We start from the raw sequence: 18594 nt of genomic DNA, 5'->3' as shown, positions 1-18594 counted from the left end.
GTCGATCTCCTCAGAAGGAATTTGCGATGAAGAAAATCAGGAAGGCCGTGATACCGGTGGCGGGGCTTGGAACACGGTTCCTGCCGGCGACCAAATCGATGCCGAAGGAAATGCTTCCCGTCGTCGATAGGCCTGTCGTGCAATATGCGGTGGACGAGGCCTTCGAGGCGGGCATCGAGCACATCGTGTTCGTGACCGGTCGCAACAAGGCGGTAATCGAGGACTATTTCGACCTCCATCCGGAACTGATCGGAACCCTGGAACAGACCGGCAAGAAGGCGCAGTTGCAGTCGCTGGAAAGCCTTTTGCCGGTGGCCGGCGCCACCAGCTTCATCCGCCAGCAATCGCCGCAAGGCCTCGGCCATGCCGTCTGGTGCGCGCGCGAAGTCATCGGCAACGAGCCCTTCGCCTTGCTGCTGCCGGACATGGTCTCCTTTGGCGGGCGCGGATGCCTCGCCGAAACCGTCGACCTCTACGAGCGAACCGGCGGCAATGTCATCGCCGTCGAGCGTTGCGAACCAACCGAGACCAACAAATACGGCATCGTTGGCCGCGGCGCCGAGATCGGCAGTGGCTTCGAGGTGACGGCGATGGTCGAAAAGCCGGCGCCGGCCAACGCGCCGTCGAACTTCTACATCAACGGCCGCTACATCCTGCAGCCCGAGATCTTCGCGCTTCTGGGCAATCAGCAGCGCGGCGCCGGCAACGAGATCCAGCTGACGGACGCAATGGTCCGTCTGTCGAAGGATCAGCCGTTCTTCGCCCAGCCTTTCAAGGGTCGCATGTTCGACTGCGGTTCCAAGGAAGGGTTCATCCAGGCCAACATCGCCTTCGCGCTGGCGCGCGACGACATGAAGGGCCCGGTTTTCGAGATGCTTCAGGAGTTCGTCCGGACGCATGAACGTCAGGAAGAAGCCGCATAATGCCCATGTTTCGGGAGCATTTTCAGATGGTGGATGGCGCGGGGCGATAGGCTTTGCGCTGTCTGGCACGAGGTTTGCGTCGTTTTGCGCAAACGCTCCCGATCTTGGCGGCGCCTGCAAGCCAAAGCATGATCCCGGAAAGTGGGTCCCGGTTTCCGGAAAAGATCATGTTCAAACAGTGAGATAGAGCCCATTGCGATCAATCGGAATGGGACCGGCTCTAGAATTGGACCGAAGATGAACTATGCCAACTTTCCTCTCGACAAGAGGATGCCATTGCCGAATTCAGACGCAGGAGACGGCGAAGACTTCATCGATATCGAGCGGCTGCTTGGCATGGCCGCACGGCAAGCCAAGGTGGTTGCCGTGTGCGCCATCATCGGTCTCATTCTTGGCGTGCTCTATCTGCAGACCACGCCGCCCAAATATCAGTCGGTCAGCAGCGTGCTGATCGACGAAGGCTTGAACAAGATCGTCGATGACATCTCAGCGGCATCGACAACCATGCAGACCGATTCCGCCATCCTGAGCCAGATCGAAATACTGAATTCGACGCGGCTTGCCGCCGTGGTGGTCGACAAGCTGAAGCTCGACCAGAACGATGCGTTCATGAATCCGCCCGTATCGGCTCTGGCCCAGGGCGTCGGTCTGGCCCGGAGCCTGATCCAGTATGTTCGCCCCAGCCCCGCCACGCCGGGCGTCGGTGACATCAGCAAGCTCGACCCCGCCGCCCGCGATGCGCTTATCGCCACGTCTCGTCGCGACTACGCGATCCTCAAGCTGCAGAATGAGGTCCAGGCGGAGCGCACCGGGCGAAGCTTCGTGATCACCATAGGTTATCAGGCAACGGATCCGGCCCTCGCAAACGCGGTCACCAAAGCCTATGCCGATGCCTATCTCGCCGATCAGCTCGATGCCAGCTTCGACGCCACCGAGCGGGCGGCGGTCTGGCTGCAGGGCCGGTTGACGGAATTGCGCCAGAGCTCGCAGGCGGCATCGCTCGCGGTCGAGAAATTCAGGGCCGAACATGGCTTGGCCGCCAACAGCGATGGTCAGCTGATGAGCGACAAGCAACTCTCCGATCTCAACGCCCAGCTCATCGTCGCGCAGGCCGACACCGCACGCGCCAGTGCCCGCTACCAGCAGTACAAGGCAATTGTCGAAAGCGGCTCCGACAACGCTTTCAAGGATGCCGCCATATCGAGTGACCAGCCGAGCAGCTCGGTCATCGCGGCGCTCAAGACCCGCTACCTCACGGTCTCCAAGCGGCTGCAGGACGTCGAGGCGAATTTCGGCCCCCAGCATCCGCAGGCGGTGGCGCTTACCAAGGAGAAGACCGACATATCGACGCAGATTTTCGGCGAACTGAAGCAGCTGACCGAAAGCTATCGCAACGAATATGAAGTGGCGCAGGCGCGCGAGACCGCGCTCAGGGCCAATGTCGCGGCCGCACAAGGCAAGAGCTCCGTTGACAACCAGACGCAGGTCAAGCTGCGTGAACTCGAACAGCAGGCGACGGCGCTCACCACGCTCTATCAGACCTTCCTCGGCCGCTACGAGGAAGCCGCGCAGCAGCAATCCTTCCCGGTCGGCAAGATCCGCATCATCTCGGACGCCTCGATGCCGACCTCCGCGTCAAGCCCACGCACGATCATCGTGCTGGGACTTTCGCTGGTTCTTGGCATGCTGATGGGCGCCGGCTTCGGCGGCCTGAACGAGTTCAACGAACGGTTCTTCAGGACCGGCGAGGATGTACGCGACCGGGTCGGCCTGAAATTCCTCGGCTATCTGCCGATGATCGGCGGCAAACTCGGCAAGGAAGAAAAGCCTGGCGATACCCAGGTGGATGCCAAGACCGCCAAATCGCTGTCGGCCGCGGAAAAACGGGCGCGCATGCGGGTCAGCATCGATTCGCCTGCCTCGATGTTCTCCGAAACGCTGCGCAGCGCCAAGATTGCCTTCGACGTCGTGCTGGAAGGGCAAGGCAGCCGCGTCATCGGCATCATCTCGGTGCTTCCCGGCGAGGGCAAGTCGACGGTCGCGGCCAATCTCGCCGGCCTGCTTGCCGCCAATGGCGCCAAGACGTTGCTGATCGATGGTGACCTGCGCAATCCCGGCCTCAGCCGTGGCCTCGGCATGGAAGCCGAGCAGGGCTTGATGGAAGCGGTGGTCAACGGCCAGACCTGGCAGTCCGTCGGCAAGATCGACAGGCAGACGAAGCTGGCGATCATCCCGGCCGTGCTGCGCGGCAACTTCTCGCATACCAGCGAACTCCTCTCCTCCGCCGGCATGCGGCGCTTCATCGGGAACGCCAAGGAGACATTCGAATACATCGTCGTCGATCTGCCGCCGCTTGGACCAGTGGTCGATGCCAAGGCCTTCGCGCCGCTGGTCGACGGTTTTCTGCTCGTCACCGAATGGGGGCGCACGCCGCGCGCCATGGTCAGGTCGATGCTGGAATCCGAACCGTATGTCGCCAACAAGATCGTCGGCGCGGTGCTGAACAAGGTCGATCTGAAGAAGCTGGCCAAATACGGATCGTTCGGCGGCTCGGAAAAGTTCTTCGATAAATACTCGACCTACTATCTGGAAAAATCGGAAGTGCGCAGCAAGGCACCGGTCTGATTTGACCGCTGCCAGGGCAAGGCCGGCCGCGTTCATTGTGGCTGCACGTGACGTGGCGATGCGCTAACCGGAGCAGACGATTGGCTACGCGGCCTTGAGCCGGCAGCGGAAATGGTGCGGTCGAGCAGTAGCCGGATGCGTGGCTCGGCTTAGGTCGCCACCAGCTTGCCGCGATCATCGTCGCGCCGATTGCCATCGACCGGAGATAGAGATAAGGCGCTCCGGCGCGGACCATCGCCACTCAAGCATCGCAGCCCCGACAAGCCAAGCCCTTCAGCGGCTCAAAGGCCGATCCCGCGCTCCTTCAGGGCGGCGGCGATCTCGTCGAGAATGACCGGGTCGTCGATGGTCGCCGGCATCGCCCATTCTTCCTTGTCGGCGATCTTCTGCATGGTGCCGCGCAGGATCTTGCCCGAGCGTGTCTTGGGCAGGCGCTTGATCGTCACCACCGTCTTGAAGGCGGCGACCGGGCCGATGCGTTCGCGCACCAGGCCGACCACCTCGGTCTCGATGAGGCCGATATCGCGCGTCACACCAGCATTCAGCACCACGAAGCCGAGCGGAACCTGCCCTTTCATGGCGTCGGCAATGCCGATGACCGCGCATTCGGCGACATCGGGATGCGCCGAAAGCACCTCTTCCATGGTGCCGGTCGACAGCCGGTGGCCGGCGACATTGATGATGTCGTCGGTGCGGGCCATGACGTAGAGATAGCCGTCCTCGTCGACCATGCCGGCATCCGCCGTTTTGTAGAAGCCGGGGAACTCGTCGAGATAGGCTTGGCGGAACCGTTGATCGGCGTTCCACAGCGTCGGCAGGCAGCCGGCCGGCAGCGGCAGCTTGACCACCACATTGCCCAGCGTGCCGCGCGGCACTTCGTGGCCCGCATCGTCGAGCACGCGGATATCGTAGCCAGGCATCGGCACGCCCGGTGAGCCGTATTTCACCGGCAGCAGGCCGAGGCCGGCGGGATTGATCGTCATCGGCGAGCCGGTCTCGGTCTGCCACCAATGGTCGATCACCGGCACGTTCAGCTTCTGCTCCGCCCATTTGATGGTTTCAGGGTCGGCGCGCTCGCCGGCGAGGAACAGCGTGCGGAATTTCGACAAATCGTATTTCGCGATGAACTCGCCCTTCGGATCCTGCCCCTTGATGGCGCGGAACGCGGTCGGCGCGGTGAAAAGTGCTACGACACCGTATTCCGATATCACCCGCCAGTAGGTGCCGGCATCGGGCGTGCCGACAGGCTTGCCCTCGAACAGGATGCTGGTGCAGCCATGCAGCAGCGGCCCGTAGACGATATAGGAATGGCCGACCACCCAGCCGACATCGGATGCCGCCCAGAACACCTCGCCCGGCTTGACGCCGAACTCGTTTTCCATCGTCCATTTCAGCGCGACCATGTGGCCGCCATTGTCGCGCACGATGCCCTTGGGCTGGCCGGTCGTGCCCGATGTGTAGATGATGTAGAGCGGATCGGTAGCGAGCACCGGCACGCAATCGATATTGGCGCCCGCTGCCCGTTCGCGGGCGACGGCATCGGCGTAGTCGATGTCGAAATGCTCCCTGAGGTCGCAGCGCAGTTGGTCGCGCTGCAGGATCAGGCAGGCGTCCGGCTTGTGGCGGGAAATCTCGATCGCCTTGTCGAGCAGCGGCTTGTAGGCGACGACGCGGCCCGGCTCCAGGCCGCAGGAGGCGGAAATGATCAGCTTCGGCCTGGCGTCGTCGATGCGGGTGGCGAGCTCATGCGAGGCAAAGCCGCCGAACACCACCGAATGCACCGCGCCGATGCGGGCACAGGCCAGCATGGCGATGGCCGCCTCGGCCACCATCGGCATGTAGATGATAACGCGGTCGCCCTTGCGAATGCCGCGGTTCTTCAGCACCGAGGTGAGTGCGACCACCTCGCGCTTGAGTTCGGCATAGGTGAATTTCTTGACCGTGCCGGTGATGGCGCTGTCATGGATCAGCGCGATCTGGTCGGCGCGTCCGCCCGCCACATGGCGGTCGATGGCGTTGTAGCAGGTGTTGCAGGTGGCGCCGGTGAACCATCGGCCATAGACCCCGGCAGTGGCGTCGAACACCTTGTCGTAGGGCGAATACCAGTCGATGGCGCCGGCCGCGTCAGCCCAGAATTGCTCCGGGTCGCGTTTCCAGCCGTCATAGACCTCGTGATAGCGTGAAGCCATAAGGCCCTCCCCAGGAACGATTTTCTTCCCTCCAGATAGCGCGCTCTAACCTTGGCCGCAAATGTACGCCATTGTGCTGACGACATCGACCTGGTGCTTGGGGGCAAGCTGCTATGAAATTGCGATATGGGATTGGAGCCGCGATGTTTGCCAGGCGATCCTTGCTTCCATCCTTCCTGGCTGTCTTGCTCGCGATCTCCACCGGAGCCGCTCAGGCCGGCGATGCCGCGGCACGGCGTATCATCGGCTTTTCGCCCGACGGTGCCTATTTCGCCTTCGAGCAATATGGAAAGCTCGATGCCGGCGCCTCGGACTCCGGCTGGTCGGAGATCGACATCATCGACACGCGCACCGATGAATTCGTCGGCGGCAAGCCGATCCTCGTCGTCGACGCGTCGGAGGAAGCGACGCTGACCCTGGAACAGGCGAGGGCGCAGGCCGCCGTCAGGGCGGCGCCCGTTCTTGCCAGATATGCCATCGCATCGCGCGGCGATCAGACAGCTTCCGATAAGTTCACCTTTCCAGGTGAGATGATTGCCTACAACGACATTTCCCGCCTCGAACAGGTGTCGCAGAAGTGGCTGGCGCCGCTCTATGGCGAAACGGATATTTCGACCATCCAGCTCGATCAGATCCTGGCGGCCAGCACGGGCGATTGTTCGGCGAGTTTCGATGCGGCGCGGCAAGGCGATACATCCGGCAAGGCGCTCGGCTTCCGGCTGACGCTGCAAGGGCAAGACAGCAAGCCGTTCAAGATCCTGCACGAGGACAAGGCCGTGCCGGGCTCAAGAAACTGCCCGACCTCCTACAGCCTGTCGGAATCCTACGAATTCACCCCGGCCGGCAAGCCGGCGGTGATCGTCGTGCTGGTACAGCGTTTCAGCCAGGGTTTTGAGGGGCGTGATCGCCGCTTCCTCGCCGTGACCGGGCAACCGCGCTGACACGACGGCCCAAAGTTGCCCTGTCGATGACTATTGATTGTTCTAGATAGGCAGGGCCACAAGCATGAGACCAATGCCGCCAGCGATCAAAATTGCCGTCGCCAGCGCTTTTCTGTGACGTTCGAAGCTCGTCGGAGCCCGCTCCCAATTGTAACCCATACGCTATCTCCCCAAGACCCAGGCAGGCTTTACCTTACTCCAGGGAAGAAAAGCAACGGCCGAGCCGGTCGGTTCCCTTGTCCATGCCTCGCCTTGGCGTCTATTTCTGAGACGATTCCGGCCGGGAGCAGGCCGCGGATGCGATTTCGCGACCGGGACGAGGATCTGTCGGAACGCAAAACCGCGGCTGCCCGCCGCCGGTCTCCATGATCGGCTGATAGACAGCGTTCCATCGCCGCGCTATCTGAAATCCGGGGTTTTTGCATGGCTTGGTGGGGTTGGTGATGGAAATTGGCTCTGGAACGGTTCTGCGGCTGGCGGAAGACGCTTCGGTCCAGCATGTCGGCGATGGTGCAGTCGTGCTTTTGGCGCGCAGCGGCCAGCTTTACACATGCAACGGCACGACCGAAGCCTTCCTCGACAAGGTGGACGGCGCGCGCAACCTCGACCAGATCGTCGACCTGCTTTGCGGGGAGTTCGAGGTCGACAAGGGGACGCTCGATCAGGATATGGCGTCACTGGCCACCGATCTGATCGAGGAAGGTATCCTCGCCGCGCCGGGTGCTTGATGGCTAAAGATACGCGCCTGATGGCCGACGGTCCGCTCATGCGCGCCTTGTTTCGCTGCCATCTCTGGGCAAGCGCGCGGCTGATGCCGTTCCTGGTCGCCAACCGCAGCTTCGAGGACGTGCTCAAATGGGCGCCGCTCACCTCGTCGACGCCCTATCGCGGCTTGCCGTCCGCCTACATCGTCGCCAGCGTCAACCGCACCGTCCGCCATCCCTGGCTGATGCGCGACCGCAGGTGTCTGAGAGAGGGTCTGCTCGGCCATCGTTTCCTGCGCCTTGCCGGCTTCGATCCGGACCTGCGCTTCGGCGTTGATCCCCAGTCGATGCACGCGCCACGCATGTCGGCGCATTGCTGGGTCTGCCTCGACGGCAGGCCGGTGGTCAGCGACAGCCTTCCCGGCATGGTCGAGATCTACCGTCACCATGCCGATGCCACGAAGGTGCGTCCCGCTTGACCAGACCTTCAGCGTGCTACGCCCTCAACGGCCAGATTCTCGGCATATCGGCCGAGCGCACCGAGCTGTGGCGGGATTTCGACAGGATGTTCGCCGGCCTGCGTATCGCCGAACCCGTCGAGCCGGGCTTTCGCCTTGATATCACCGAGACCGACACCTTGGATGAGACACCCCACGGATCCCTCGTTTTCGATGGTGAGGTCCCGGAGGATGGCCACTGCCGGATGATTGAGGCCGGCGGCACCATCCATCTCGTCTTTCCCGCACGTCTCACCGTCTCGATCAAGAGCGACGAGGGTTGGGCCGAGCTCCGGGTGCGCCCCGGCACGAAAGTCGCCTGGACGGCCTGGATGCTGGTGCTCGACGCCGCGCTCGACGCTGGCGGCCAGCATATGCTGCATACCGCGGGCCTGACGTTGCCGGGCAGCGATGCGGTGGTGCTGATCCATGCCCCGAGCGGCACCGGCAAGACCACGACGTCGCTGGCTCTGGCAACGCAGGGCTTTGGCCTCTGCTCCGACGACGCCATGATCGTGAATGTCGCTTCAAGCAAGGTCGTGGCCTGGGGCTTGCCGCGCGCCGTCAAGATCCACCGGAAGACGGCGCAGATGATTCCGCGGGTGGCGCCATGCCTCGGCCAGACGTGGGATCGCAACGGCGAACAGCCCGTCTCGCTTGAAAGGCTGGCCGGGATCGTGCGGGTAGAAAACGCGTCCGCCAGGCCGGTAGCGGCCCTTCTGCACTTGGCGCGCTCCGCCGACAGCCAGACCCGGCTCGTCGCCATGGCCAGGACCGACGCAATGGTGGCGCTGGCAGTGGACAATGTCCGCACGGGCATGACCGGGCTGCTGCCGATGCAAAAACGCCGGTTGGCGACCATCGCCGGGCTGGTCAATTCGGTGCCGACCTTCCGGTTGGAGGTGGGCGCGCACCCGGCCGACGCGGCGGCGCTGATCAGCTCTACCCCGGATTGACGTCAAGTCAGGCAAGCTGTGGCCTGGCCTTGGCCAGCCGCTGGATCCATCGGAAGGCGTCGCGGCGCAGGCGCGAACCAAGCTTGTCCCTGGAATTGACGCCGAGCAGCGTATTCGTGGTGATCAACCGTCTGGCCAGCCGTATCGAGAGATCGGGCTTGATGCGGCCGGCGAGTTCAAGCGCACGGGTCTCCTCGAACAATTCGCCGGTCACATTGAGCACAACAGCCAGTTCGAGCTCGATCCCGGTCATGCGGGCAGCGTCGAACAGGCGCGCTTCCGCTTCCGCCGACTGCAACGCCCGCACCCCTTGCAGCACGTCGACGCAAAGCTGCAGCCGGTGGAATTTGTGGCCGCCGGCGGCATGCACGATGGCAATCGTCAAAAGCGCCGCCGGCGTGTCCGTCGCCTCGCCGTCGATGGCGCGCAATTCAGGGAAACCCAGCGACAGGCGCCGCCGCATGCCGGTGTCATGCACCAGATCGCCATGCAGTTCGACCAGCAGGCTCGAATTCTCCTTCTCCAGCCATTTGAACTCCTGCAACTCGTAGGATTGCGCCTCGTTGCTGCCAAGCTCGAAGCCGCATGCCGCGATCACCCGGTTTGCCCGCGCCAGGTTGGCCGGCTCGACCAGTATGTCGATGTCGGTGAACGGCCTGTCGGCGACGTTGCGGTAGAGTTTGCGCGCGAAGACCGGCCCCTTGACGATCCGCGCCGGAACGTTGTCCGCCGCCAGCCCCTTCATGATGCGGTCGCCATGGTACCGCAGCAGCATCGACTGGCCGGTGGCGATCGTCGCCTTCTGGCGCAGATCCTCCAGTCTGTCCCGCAGCCCCTGATCCGGTGGCAGCCGCGCGTCGCCGCTGAGCTTGCGCAGCATGATCGGCAGGACACCATGGAACTCGGCATTGTCGAGCAGCGCCGTCAGGGACTTTGCCGGCAAATTATCGGCGTCGAAGGCCGACGCTTCCGGATCGGCGTAGCGCAGCAGCAGCTTTTCTTCGGGTGGGGTGAGAGATGGCAGCATCAACCCGGACAATGTTGCGGCTAAAGGGATTGTCCAGGATGGTTGCAGAAAAGCGGAGTGGAAGCCAGCGTTACATGCCCCATCGCAGTGCCGCCGTGCGCACCGGCGCATCCCAGAATGCCGTCGTCTCGTCGTCGAGCATGGTGAGTGTGATCGAGCAGCCGGCCATGTCGAGCGAGGTGACGTAGGAGCCGACCAGCGAACGGGTCACCGTCACGCCGTGCTTCTCGAAAATCGCCCGCGCGCTGTTGTACATCAGATAGAGTTCCATCAGCGGCGTGCCGCCGAAGCCATTGACGAACAGCAGCGCCGGGCCTTTCGCCCCGTCGCCGAGATCGCCCAGGATCGCGGCACAAATCTCCTGCGCGATAGCATCGGCGCTTTTCAACGTATCGCGCCGGCGGCCGGGCTCGCCATGGATGCCGACGCCGAATTCCATCTCGCCGTCGCCGATGTCGAAAGTCGGCTTGCCCGCCGCCGGCACCGTGCAACTGGTCAGCGCCACGCCCATGGAGCGGGTGGCAGCGTTGACGCGGTCGCCCACTGCCTTCAACGACGCCAGCGCCAGGCCATGTTCGGCCGCCGCGCCGACGATCTTTTCCACCACCAACGTGCCGGCGACGCCACGCCGGCCGGTCGTATAAGAAGAATTCTCGACGGCGACATCGTCATTGGTCACGACCTGCTGGATCCCTTCCGACATCTCTGCCGCCATGTCGAAGTTCATCACGTCACCCTCGTAGTTCTTGACGATGAACAGGCAGCCGGCGCCGGTGTCGACGGCTTCCGCCGCCGCCAGCATCTGGTCCGGTGTCGGCGAGGTGAACACCTGGCCGGGGCAGGCAGCGTCCAGCATGCCATGGCCGACAAAGCCGCCATGCAGCGGCTCGTGGCCGGAGCCGCCGCCGGAGATCAGCGCCACCTTGCCCGGCCGCAAGGTCTTGCGGCGGATGAATTTGTGCTCGTCGCCAAGCACCAGGATGTCGGCATGGGCGGCAACGAAACCGTCGAGGCTCTCGGTCAGCACCGTGTCCACCGAATTCATGAATTTCTTCACGGCCGTCTCCTCCCGAAATAGGCGTGACATCGAAGCAATTCCAGGAAAAGTGTGTAACGGTTTTCCGTCCGGAATTGCGTACAAACTCCAAGGGGTCAGCCACCCTTGCCGGTGATGCTGGTGATCTTCTGGATGAAGTCGTTGACAGCCCTGTCGAGCGCGGCGTTCTGCTTGTCGTCGCCGAAATCCGGCACGATCAATGAAACATGCCGCGTCTTGCGCATGCCTGCCGCGACCGACATTTTTCCCGGATGCGCCTGATGATAGGCTGCGAGAAACTGATCGCGCTCTGCCGGGCTGAAATGGCACACCGAAAATATAGCCGGCAAATGTTTTGACGGGATCGGGATCGAATAGGCCGGGCTCGAAATCTGCGTGACGAAGCTGCGATGCTTGCCGAGCGCGTCGGCGAGGCGCTGGCGCATGCCGGACGGCCGCTGGTCGATGACGTGCGACAGGATCGTCTTGTAGGCGCGGATTGCCTCATCGGAACCGGGTTCGGGTGTCTTGTCGATCATGCCAGCCGCGCCTAGACCGAAATATCGGCGATGGCCGCCTTGGCCATGGCGAGTTGCGCCGGCGCGACGGAAAGTTCGCGCAGGCCGGCCTCGAGCAGCGACGGGATCGAGGCGGGATCGCCGCCGGCATCGCCGCACAGGCTGACCGGAATCTTTTCACGCTGGCCAAACGCGGTCACGGCGGCGATCAGCCGCAGCACGGCCGGATGACGGACCGAATTGAGATGTGCCACGGCGGCGTTGTCGCGGGCCGCAGCCATGACATATTGGGTGAGATCGTTGGAGCCGATCGAGAAGAAGGCGGCCTCGGCAAAGGCTTCCGGCACGATCGCCACCGAAGGCACCTCGACCATGATGCCGAGCGGCGGCATCCTGTGCGCGATGCCGCGCGCGGCAAGTGCTGCCTGTTCCTCGGCGAACATCGCCGCTGCCTGCCTGTATTCCACAATAACGGCGATCATCGGGAACATCACCTTCAGACTGCCGTGCACGGCGGCGCGCAACAGCGCACGAATCTGTACACGAAAAACCTCCGGTCTTGCCAGCGACAGCCTGATGCCGCGCAGGCCAAGAAACGGGTTGCTCTCCTCGACGGTGAAGCCCGGAACCGGCTTGTCGCCGCCGGCATCGACGGTACGGATCGTCACTGGCTTGCCGCCGGCCCACTCCAGCACCTTGCGGTAGGCGCGATATTGCGTCTCCTCATCCGGAAGCGTCCTGCCGAACAGGAATTCGGTGCGCATCAGGCCGACACCGTCGCAGGTGACGATGTCGATGCCGTCGACTTCGGACGGGTCGGCGATGTTGACCTGCACGCGCACCACCGTGCCGTTCTTGGTCACCGCCGGCCGCGCCAGGAACGTTCCAGCCCGGTCGCGGCGCGCCGAGAACGACGACGACGATTGGCGAAAGGCGGCGATATCGGCCCTGGAGGGCAACAGAACGATGCCGCCATGTTCGGCGTCGAGCAGGGCGATACCCGCAAGGTGAGCCGGCGAAGCGCCCAGCCCGACTACCATGGGAACGCCGCGCGAGCGCGCCAGCATGGCGACGTGGCTGGCGGTGCTGCCCGCCTTCAGCGCGATGCCGCCGCCGCTGCTCCAGTCGGTCTCGAGAAAGCGCGTCGGCGCGATGTCATCGCCATAGAGAATGGCGCCGGCCGGTGCCGGGATGTCGCTATCCCTGGTCAGCGCCCGCAGCACCTGGTCCCTGATGTCGCGTATGTCGGCGGCACGCGCGCGGAAATAGTCCTGGTCTGAGGCATCGTAGCCGGCGATCTCGGCATCCAGTGCCTGTCGCCACGCCACATCGGCGGGTTGACCAGTCCCGATCGCGGCAAAGGCCGGGCTGCTCAGCGCATCGTCTTCCAGCATGGCGATTTGAAATTCAAGAATGTCGGCGGCGTCGCCGTTGGCGGTTTGGATCAATGCGGTGAGACGAGCGGCCGCACTGGCGATTGCGCTCTCAAGCGCGGCCTTCTCTCCGGCGGCTGTGGCCTTGCCGACATAGGATGCGGCAATCCGGTCGAGATCGAACAGCGGCCCCTCGGCATAGCCGGCCGAGGCCGAAATGCCTTGCAGCCTAAGCGGTCCGGACATGGTCCGTGCCTTCATCGAAGTCGCGCCGCACCAGTTCGACCAGCGCGTCGACGGCATCATCGGCGCCGTCGCCGCTCGCCCTGATGTGCAGCAGCGTGCCTTTCGGCGCCTTGGCCGCCATCACCTTGACGATGCTCTTGGCGTCGAACCATGGCCCGTTGGCGGCCAGCGCTATTTCCACCTCGGCGGCAAAAGTCTTGGCCAGCTTGGTGAACTTCACCGAAGGACGCGCGTGCAGGCCCACCTCGTGGGTGATCACAACGGTCGCTTCGGCTGCTGCGGACATGTCGTCAAGCTTCCCGTTCACTCACGACGGCGACAATTCATGTGCCGTCGCCACCACTTCTTTCAGCGAGGCACCGCCTGAGGCCTCGGTCGCCGCCATGATCGCGCCCTCGACGATCGGCGCGTTGCACACGATGATCTTTTGCGACCGTGGCTCGCCGATCATCTCCACCGCCATTTCGCTGTTGGTCTCGGCGCCGCCGAGATCGACCAGGATGACGACACCGGCTTCCGACCAGGCCTTGTCGATGGCGCCCATGATCGCCTCGACATTGGTTCCGAGCCCGCCATGGCCGTTTCCGCCGCACCATGCAAGCGGCACTTCGTCGCCCACCATCTGCCGCACCATGTCGGCCGTGCCCTCGGCGACCAGCGGCGAATGCGAGACGATGACGATGCCGACATTGCTCATGGCTGACCTTCCAGCGTTTCGACGATCGTGCGCACCAGAAGCGCGGTCGAACGCGCGCCGGGATCCATATGGCCGATCGAGCGGTCGCCGAGGAACGAGGCGCGGCCACGCAGGGCCTTCATTGACACGGTCGCCTTAGCCGCGGCGTCGGCGAAGTCAGCGATTTCCGATCCAGTCTTTCCCTCGACCAGCGCGTCATGCACCGGCTGCAGCACGTCGAGCATGGTTTTTTGCCCAACCTGCGACTTGCCACGCGCGGCCACCGCTTCGATCGCCTTGCCAAAAGCCGCCGTCAGATCGGCGCGGTCGGGCGCCGCCGAAATCTCCTTGCCGAGCGCCAGGAACAGGGTGCCGAACAGCGGACCGGAGGCGCCACCGACCGTCATCACCAGCTTGGTGCCGATCGCCTTCAGGGCCTCGGGCAATGGCTTGGCAGCAAACGCTTCGGCCTCGGCCCGCACCGCCTCGAAGCCGCGCTTCATGTTCAGCCCGTGGTCGCCGTCGCCGATCGCCTGGTCGAGCGCCGTCAACTCTTCGGCGTGAGCGGCAATCGCATCCGCGGCGGCCGCGATCAACCCGGCAAGGTTCAGCGCCGCCATGTCACTCGCATTCCTGGTTTCCACCTTTCCGGCAGTATCGAAAGAACGGTCATTCGACAACTGGAGCATGCGTCAGGCCGCTTCATGCAGCGCGGCGGCGGCCGCGAAGACCTCGGCTACCGCATAGGCGCCGGGGTCTACAACACCTTGCAGCTTGCCGCCGACATAGGCGGATCGTCCGGCTTTCGCCCTGTCCATGGCGGCAGTGGCCTCGGCACCGCGTCGGGCCGCTGGTGCCGCATCTTCCAGGCCGTTGGCGGCGAGCGCTTTCAGCGCTGGTTCCAGGGCATCAATCATCGTGCGATCCCCCATCCTTGCACCGCCATAGAACGTCATCCGCTCCAGGCCGGCTAGCAGCGCCTCGGCCAGGTTCGCGCCGCCGTTCAGAGCCTGCGCCGCCGCGGTGAAGAAGATCGACAGCAGCACGCCGCTGGAGCCGCCCATGGAGGCGCTCAGTATGTTACCTATCGCACCAAGGGTCGCGGCAGGTTCGGCAAGCGGCAGCGTGTCGAGCCGTTCCAGCACGCTGCGTGCGCCGGTCGCTGCCGTCGAGCCGGTGTCGCCGTCGCCTGCCTTGGCGTCCAGCGCGTTCAAGGTGCCTTCGAGCGCGATCAGCCTTTCGCAGACCGTGACGACCAGCCGTCTGGTGCGTGCATCCTGGGTGGGCTTGGGCACCGCGCTCTGTCCGGCCGCTTTCGCCATCGGCACGACGGCAGGCGGCACAACGGGCTTTGCCGGCATCCAGGCATGCGGGCCGACCGGCGCCAGCAAGGCTGTTTCGCGTGCCGCGTCGAGCCGGATCAGCGACAGCGAGAAGCCGTTCATGTTGAGCGCCGTCATCAGCGGGCCCGGGCCGATCGTCAGCTTGATCGCTTTGGCGAGTGGTGCGGCAAGCACCGCGTTGGCGATAACGGACATTTCGAGCGGTGGCACCGAACCGAGATTATTGATCAGCAGGGCGTAGCTGGCCGCAGGGTCGAGCCGTGCCGACAGGCGCTCGGCCATGATCGCGACCAGCCTGTCGGCGCTTTGCACCGCAATGCGCTCGACGCCCGGCTCGCCATGAATGCCGAGGCCGAGCTCGCCGTCATTTTCGCCAAACCGGTCTTCATGCGGCTGACCGGGGATCGAGCAGGACGACAGCGACATGCCGAGCGAAACGATGTCCTTCGCAGCCGTGCGCGCGGCTGCCGCAACGGACGCGAGGTCATGACCGGCTTCCGACAGATGGCCAGCGATCTTGTGCACGAACAAGGTGCCGGCGACGCCGCGCGGCTGGGTGATGTCAGGCAAAGCGATATCGTCGGCGACGATGACCATTTCGACACGAAACCCTTCGGCGCGCGCCTTCTCGGCCGCCAGGCCGAAATTGAGACGGTCGCCGGTATAATTCTTGACGATGAGCAGGCAGCCGGCCGGGCCGGTCACCGCGCGAATTGCCGCCAGCACGGCTTCGACGCTCGGTGAGGCAAAGATCTCGCCCGAAACCGCCGCCGTCAGCATGCCCTTGCCGACGAAGCCGGCATGCGACGGCTCGTGCCCGGCGCCACCACCGGAGATGACGCTGACCTTCGTCTTGTCCCAACCGGCGCGCAGGATCACCTTGATCTCGGGATAGCCGTCGAGGCGCGCGAGATCGCCTGATCCGATGGTCCGCAACAGACCGTCCAGCGCCTCGGTGACGATCGTTTCCCTGCGATTGAAAAAGTGCTTCATCGAATTCGTCCCGTACTCGCAAAGTCAAAAACCGGCGCCGAGCCCTTGGCAAGCAAACACCGAAAACCGCTCACATCAGCCCCATTCACATCAGTCGTTGTCCGTCGGCGCCAAAATACAGCGGCGACCGGTAGCGGATCACCACTCTGTCGCCCTGCGCCAGATCCGTGTCGGGGTCGGTCAGCGTCACCAGTTTCTTCGACCCAACCGTAACATGCAGGTGGTTCTGGTCGCCGAGATGCTCGACCCAGTCGACCACGCCGTCGGCGTGGCCGTTGGTTGCCTTTTCGATCGTCAGATGTTCGGTGCGCGCGCCGATCGTCTTGGTTCCCGCCGGCGCGCCACCATCGGGCAGCAGTCCGGTCGGCAGAAGATTGATCGCCGGCTGGCCGAGTCTTGCCGCGACATGCAGGTTCGCCGGCTCCGAATATATGATTCGCGGCGAGCCGATCTGCACCAGCACGCCGTCGGCAAGGATGCCGATGCGGTCGGCCATCGTCATCGCCTCGATCTGGTCGTGCGTGACATAGAGCATGGTGGCGCCGAGTTCGGTCTGGATGCGCTTCAGCTCGAGCCTGAGATCCCCGCGCAGCTTGGCGTCGAGCGACGACAGCGGCTCGTCCATCAGATAGATCGAGGGCTTGCGCACCAGCGCGCGGCCGATGGCGACGCGCTGCATTTCGCCGCCCGAAAGCTTGGTCGAGCGGTTGGCGAGCTTGTGATGGATGCGCACCATCCTGGCCACCTCCTCGACCCGGCGGCGGATCTGGTCTTCTGGCATTTTCCGAGCCGGCGAGCGCAGCGGGAAGGCGAGATTGTCGAACACCGACAGATGCGGATAGAGCGAATACTGCTGGAAGACGAAAGCGGTGTCGCGCTCCGCCGGCGACAGCGTCGTGGCATTGTGTCCGCCGATTTCGATCGTGCCGGAATCCGGTCGCTCCAGCCCGGCGATGAGCCGCAGCGTCGTCGTCTTGCCGGCCCCGGTCGGTCCGAGCAGCACGACGAACTCGCCATCTGATATATCCAGATCAAGGCCGTCGACGGCGGCATGGTCGCCAAAACTCTTGGTCACGTTCTTGATGTGCACATCAGCCATGCTGGGCCCTCCGCTCAGAGGCGACGTCGTGGATCGCGGTTCTCACCGCGCGGCCGGATCCTTTCTCGAACAGCGACAGCCGCGCGCTGCTCAGCGCCAACCCGACATGGTCGCCGGTGGAGAGCCGGATTTCGGCCGGGACGCGTGCCTTGATGATGCCGTCCGCCGTCTCTACCGCCACGATTTGCGTGGTGCCGAGATATTCGGTGCCATAGATGGCACCGCGCAGCTGCGAATTGTCGTCGAAGCGGATGTGTTCGGGCCTGATGCCGAGCGCCATGTCGGCAGGTGCGATATCCTCGCGCACCTCCGGCACCGCCACCTTCGCACCTTGCACGACGATCTCCCTGGCACCCTTGGCGAGCCCGCCGCCGAATCCCAAGAAATTCATCGGCGGCGAGCCGATGAAGTCGGCGACGAACATGGTCGCCGGGCGGTCGTAGATTTCGCGTGGCGTGCCGAACTGTTCGATGACGCCATGGTTCATCACCGCGATCTTGTCGGCCATCGACATCGCTTCCATCTGGTCGTGCGTGACATAGACCGTCGTGGCGTGGATGCGGTTGTGCAGCTCGCGCAGCTCATGGACCATCAGATCGCGGAATTCGGTGTCGAGCGTGCCAAGCGGCTCATCCATCAGGAAGCATTTGGGCCGCCGCACGATGGCTCGGCCGAGCGCCACGCGCTGGCGGTCGCCACCGGCAAGGCCGGAGACGGATTTGTTGAGCAGATGGTCGATGCGCAGAAGCTTCGCCGTCTCCTCGACCCGCGTGCGAATCTCGGCCGAAGGCATGCCTTGCGCCAGGAGCGGAAAGCCGATGTTCTTGCGCACGTTCATGTGCGGATAGAGCGCGAACAGCTGGAAGACGAAGGCGATGTCGCGCTCGCGTGCCCGCCGCATGGTGACGTCGTCGCCGCCGAGCAGGATCTGGCCGCCGGTCGGCAATTCGAGCCCGGCAATCATTCGCAAGGTCGTCGTCTTGCCGCAGCCCGATGGCCCTAGCATGACGAAGAACTCGCCATCCTCGACGACGAAGTTGGAATCCTTCACGGCGACGAAATCGCCGAAGGCCTTTCTCAGGTGCTGGACGCGAATTTCGGCCATGATTATTCCGGGAACTTCGAGACGATGATGAACATCACCGTGCCGGCGAGCATGGTGATGAAGGAATAGGTGTAGAGCGACAGCGCGAAGGGCTGGAACAGCATCAGGAAGCCGATGGCGATCAGCGCCGTCGCGATGTTTTCCATCAGGCCGCGGCGGAGCGCGCGCGGCCAGGACGAGCGCTTGGCAGAGCTGCGGCGGGTCATGGCGACAACCTCCGCGACACCTTCTCCCCGTCACTACACGGGGAGAAGGTGGCCCGAAGGGCCGGATGAGGGGCGGCGCCCAAGTCCGGAAAGCTAGCGCTGCCCCTCATCTGCCTGCCGGCATCTTCTCCCCGTAA

18 protein-coding genes are annotated in these 18594 nt (G+C 64.0%); 6 read left to right on the top strand and 12 right to left on the bottom strand.

The annotated features are described in order from the left end of the window. Positions 1 to 26: 26 nt before the first annotated feature. Positions 27 to 923: a UTP--glucose-1-phosphate uridylyltransferase gene (locus tag NKH19_RS08375; protein WP_352869058.1), complete on the top strand. Its 897-nt coding sequence runs from the start codon at positions 27 to 29 to the stop codon at positions 921 to 923. Positions 924 to 1160: 237 nt separating this feature from the next. Beyond that, positions 1161 to 3548: a polysaccharide biosynthesis tyrosine autokinase gene (locus NKH19_RS08370; protein WP_352881552.1), complete on the top strand. Its 2388-nt coding sequence runs from the start codon at positions 1161 to 1163 to the stop codon at positions 3546 to 3548. Between the two features lie 281 nt (positions 3549 to 3829). On the opposite strand, the gene NKH19_RS08365 is transcribed toward NKH19_RS08370, so the two are convergent. Continuing rightward, on the bottom strand, positions 3830 to 5737 hold the full coding sequence (locus NKH19_RS08365) for a propionyl-CoA synthetase (protein ID WP_352869052.1): 1908 nt from the start codon (positions 5735 to 5737) through the stop codon (positions 3830 to 3832). A 143-nt stretch (positions 5738 to 5880) separates the two neighbouring features. Between NKH19_RS08365 and NKH19_RS08360 the strand changes: the two genes are divergently transcribed. The 4 genes from NKH19_RS08360 to NKH19_RS08345 all read left to right on the top strand — a co-directional run bounded on the left by NKH19_RS08360 (position 5881) and on the right by NKH19_RS08345 (position 8835). Further along, a complete protein-coding gene (locus NKH19_RS08360; RefSeq protein ID WP_352869049.1) occupies positions 5881 to 6678 on the top strand; it encodes a DUF2259 domain-containing protein in 798 nt (265 codons plus the stop codon). 443 nt (positions 6679 to 7121) lie between these two features. After that, positions 7122 to 7406: a PqqD family protein gene (locus tag NKH19_RS08355; protein ID WP_352869046.1), complete on the top strand. Its 285-nt coding sequence runs from the start codon at positions 7122 to 7124 to the stop codon at positions 7404 to 7406. 20 nt (positions 7407 to 7426) lie between these two features. Beyond that, the gene (locus NKH19_RS08350) at positions 7427 to 7861 is read left to right on the top strand and encodes a lasso peptide biosynthesis B2 protein (protein WP_352869162.1); all 435 of its coding nucleotides are present in this window, start codon (positions 7427 to 7429) and stop codon (positions 7859 to 7861) included. Further along, a complete protein-coding gene (locus tag NKH19_RS08345; protein ID WP_352982092.1) occupies positions 7858 to 8835 on the top strand; it encodes a phosphoenolpyruvate carboxykinase (ATP) in 978 nt (325 codons plus the stop codon). The genes NKH19_RS08350 and NKH19_RS08345 overlap by 4 nt, the downstream gene beginning before the upstream one ends. A 7-nt stretch (positions 8836 to 8842) precedes the next feature. On the opposite strand, the gene NKH19_RS08340 is transcribed toward NKH19_RS08345, so the two are convergent. The 11 genes from NKH19_RS08340 to NKH19_RS08290 all read right to left on the bottom strand — a co-directional run bounded on the left by NKH19_RS08340 (position 8843) and on the right by NKH19_RS08290 (position 18457). After that, the gene (locus NKH19_RS08340; protein WP_352869040.1) at positions 8843 to 9862 is read right to left on the bottom strand and encodes a nucleotidyltransferase family protein; all 1020 of its coding nucleotides are present in this window, start codon (positions 9860 to 9862) and stop codon (positions 8843 to 8845) included. 70 nt (positions 9863 to 9932) lie between these two features. Then, a complete protein-coding gene (gene dhaK / locus NKH19_RS08335; RefSeq protein WP_352869037.1) occupies positions 9933 to 10919 on the bottom strand; it encodes a dihydroxyacetone kinase subunit DhaK in 987 nt (328 codons plus the stop codon). A 95-nt stretch (positions 10920 to 11014) separates the two neighbouring features. Beyond that, entirely contained in the window at positions 11015 to 11437 is a 423-nt protein-coding gene (locus NKH19_RS08330; RefSeq protein ID WP_352869034.1) for a hypothetical protein, read from the bottom strand. Between the two features lie 11 nt (positions 11438 to 11448). Beyond that, on the bottom strand, positions 11449 to 13035 hold the full coding sequence (ptsP, locus tag NKH19_RS08325; protein WP_352869031.1) for a phosphoenolpyruvate--protein phosphotransferase: 1587 nt from the start codon (positions 13033 to 13035) through the stop codon (positions 11449 to 11451). Further along, positions 13019 to 13321, bottom strand: coding sequence for an HPr family phosphocarrier protein (locus tag NKH19_RS08320; RefSeq protein WP_352869029.1), 303 nt, complete (start codon positions 13319 to 13321; stop codon positions 13019 to 13021). Before NKH19_RS08320 ends, ptsP begins: the two co-directional genes overlap by 17 nt. A gap of 21 nt (positions 13322 to 13342) precedes the next feature. Further along, the gene (dhaM, locus tag NKH19_RS08315) at positions 13343 to 13732 is read right to left on the bottom strand and encodes a dihydroxyacetone kinase phosphoryl donor subunit DhaM (protein ID WP_352982091.1); all 390 of its coding nucleotides are present in this window, start codon (positions 13730 to 13732) and stop codon (positions 13343 to 13345) included. Continuing rightward, positions 13729 to 14331 carry a dihydroxyacetone kinase subunit DhaL gene (gene dhaL, locus NKH19_RS08310; protein ID WP_352869023.1) on the bottom strand — a complete coding sequence of 201 codons (603 nt, stop codon included), beginning with the start codon at positions 14329 to 14331 and terminating at the stop codon, positions 13729 to 13731. The genes dhaM and dhaL overlap by 4 nt, the downstream gene beginning before the upstream one ends. A 72-nt stretch (positions 14332 to 14403) precedes the next feature. After that, entirely contained in the window at positions 14404 to 16047 is a 1644-nt protein-coding gene (locus tag NKH19_RS08305) for a dihydroxyacetone kinase subunit DhaK (protein WP_352869021.1), read from the bottom strand. Between the two features lie 85 nt (positions 16048 to 16132). Continuing rightward, positions 16133 to 17146 carry an ABC transporter ATP-binding protein gene (locus NKH19_RS08300; protein ID WP_352869018.1) on the bottom strand — a complete coding sequence of 338 codons (1014 nt, stop codon included), beginning with the start codon at positions 17144 to 17146 and terminating at the stop codon, positions 16133 to 16135. Further along, positions 17139 to 18251: an ABC transporter ATP-binding protein gene (locus tag NKH19_RS08295; protein WP_352869015.1), complete on the bottom strand. Its 1113-nt coding sequence runs from the start codon at positions 18249 to 18251 to the stop codon at positions 17139 to 17141. The genes NKH19_RS08300 and NKH19_RS08295 overlap by 8 nt, the downstream gene beginning before the upstream one ends. A gap of 2 nt (positions 18252 to 18253) precedes the next feature. Further along, on the bottom strand, positions 18254 to 18457 hold the full coding sequence (locus NKH19_RS08290) for a hypothetical protein (RefSeq protein WP_352869012.1): 204 nt from the start codon (positions 18455 to 18457) through the stop codon (positions 18254 to 18256). Positions 18458 to 18594 lie beyond the last annotated feature (137 nt).

The sequence above is a fragment of the Mesorhizobium sp. M1338 genome, from assembly GCF_040318045.1.
Classification (GTDB): Bacteria; Pseudomonadota; Alphaproteobacteria; order Rhizobiales; family Rhizobiaceae; genus Mesorhizobium.
Note: the sequence above shows the minus strand (reverse complement) of the source record. Positions and strands in the feature narration are given on the sequence as shown.

Excerpts from the sequence above, each read along its gene's own strand:
- NKH19_RS08295 (WP_352869015.1), bottom strand. The coding sequence starts at position 18,251 with ATGGCCGAAATTCGCGTCCAGCACCTGAGAAAGGCCTTCGGCGATTTC.
- NKH19_RS08290 (WP_352869012.1), bottom strand. The coding sequence starts at position 18,457 with ATGACCCGCCGCAGCTCTGCCAAGCGCTCGTCCTGGCCGCGCGCGCTC.
- dhaM (WP_352982091.1), bottom strand. The coding sequence starts at position 13,732 with ATGAGCAATGTCGGCATCGTCATCGTCTCGCATTCGCCGCTGGTCGCC.
- NKH19_RS08370 (WP_352881552.1), top strand. The coding sequence starts at position 1,161 with ATGAACTATGCCAACTTTCCTCTCGACAAGAGGATGCCATTGCCGAAT.
- NKH19_RS08300 (WP_352869018.1), bottom strand. The coding sequence starts at position 17,146 with ATGGCTGATGTGCACATCAAGAACGTGACCAAGAGTTTTGGCGACCAT.
- ptsP (WP_352869031.1), bottom strand. The coding sequence starts at position 13,035 with ATGTCCGGACCGCTTAGGCTGCAAGGCATTTCGGCCTCGGCCGGCTAT.
- NKH19_RS08305 (WP_352869021.1), bottom strand. The coding sequence starts at position 16,047 with ATGAAGCACTTTTTCAATCGCAGGGAAACGATCGTCACCGAGGCGCTG.
- NKH19_RS08330 (WP_352869034.1), bottom strand. The coding sequence starts at position 11,437 with ATGATCGACAAGACACCCGAACCCGGTTCCGATGAGGCAATCCGCGCC.
- NKH19_RS08360 (WP_352869049.1), top strand. The coding sequence starts at position 5,881 with ATGTTTGCCAGGCGATCCTTGCTTCCATCCTTCCTGGCTGTCTTGCTC.
- NKH19_RS08340 (WP_352869040.1), bottom strand. The coding sequence starts at position 9,862 with ATGCTGCCATCTCTCACCCCACCCGAAGAAAAGCTGCTGCTGCGCTAC.
- NKH19_RS08350 (WP_352869162.1), top strand. The coding sequence starts at position 7,427 with ATGGCCGACGGTCCGCTCATGCGCGCCTTGTTTCGCTGCCATCTCTGG.
- NKH19_RS08375 (WP_352869058.1), top strand. The coding sequence starts at position 27 with ATGAAGAAAATCAGGAAGGCCGTGATACCGGTGGCGGGGCTTGGAACA.
- NKH19_RS08365 (WP_352869052.1), bottom strand. The coding sequence starts at position 5,737 with ATGGCTTCACGCTATCACGAGGTCTATGACGGCTGGAAACGCGACCCG.
- NKH19_RS08320 (WP_352869029.1), bottom strand. The coding sequence starts at position 13,321 with ATGTCCGCAGCAGCCGAAGCGACCGTTGTGATCACCCACGAGGTGGGC.
- dhaL (WP_352869023.1), bottom strand. The coding sequence starts at position 14,331 with ATGGCGGCGCTGAACCTTGCCGGGTTGATCGCGGCCGCCGCGGATGCG.
- NKH19_RS08355 (WP_352869046.1), top strand. The coding sequence starts at position 7,122 with ATGGAAATTGGCTCTGGAACGGTTCTGCGGCTGGCGGAAGACGCTTCG.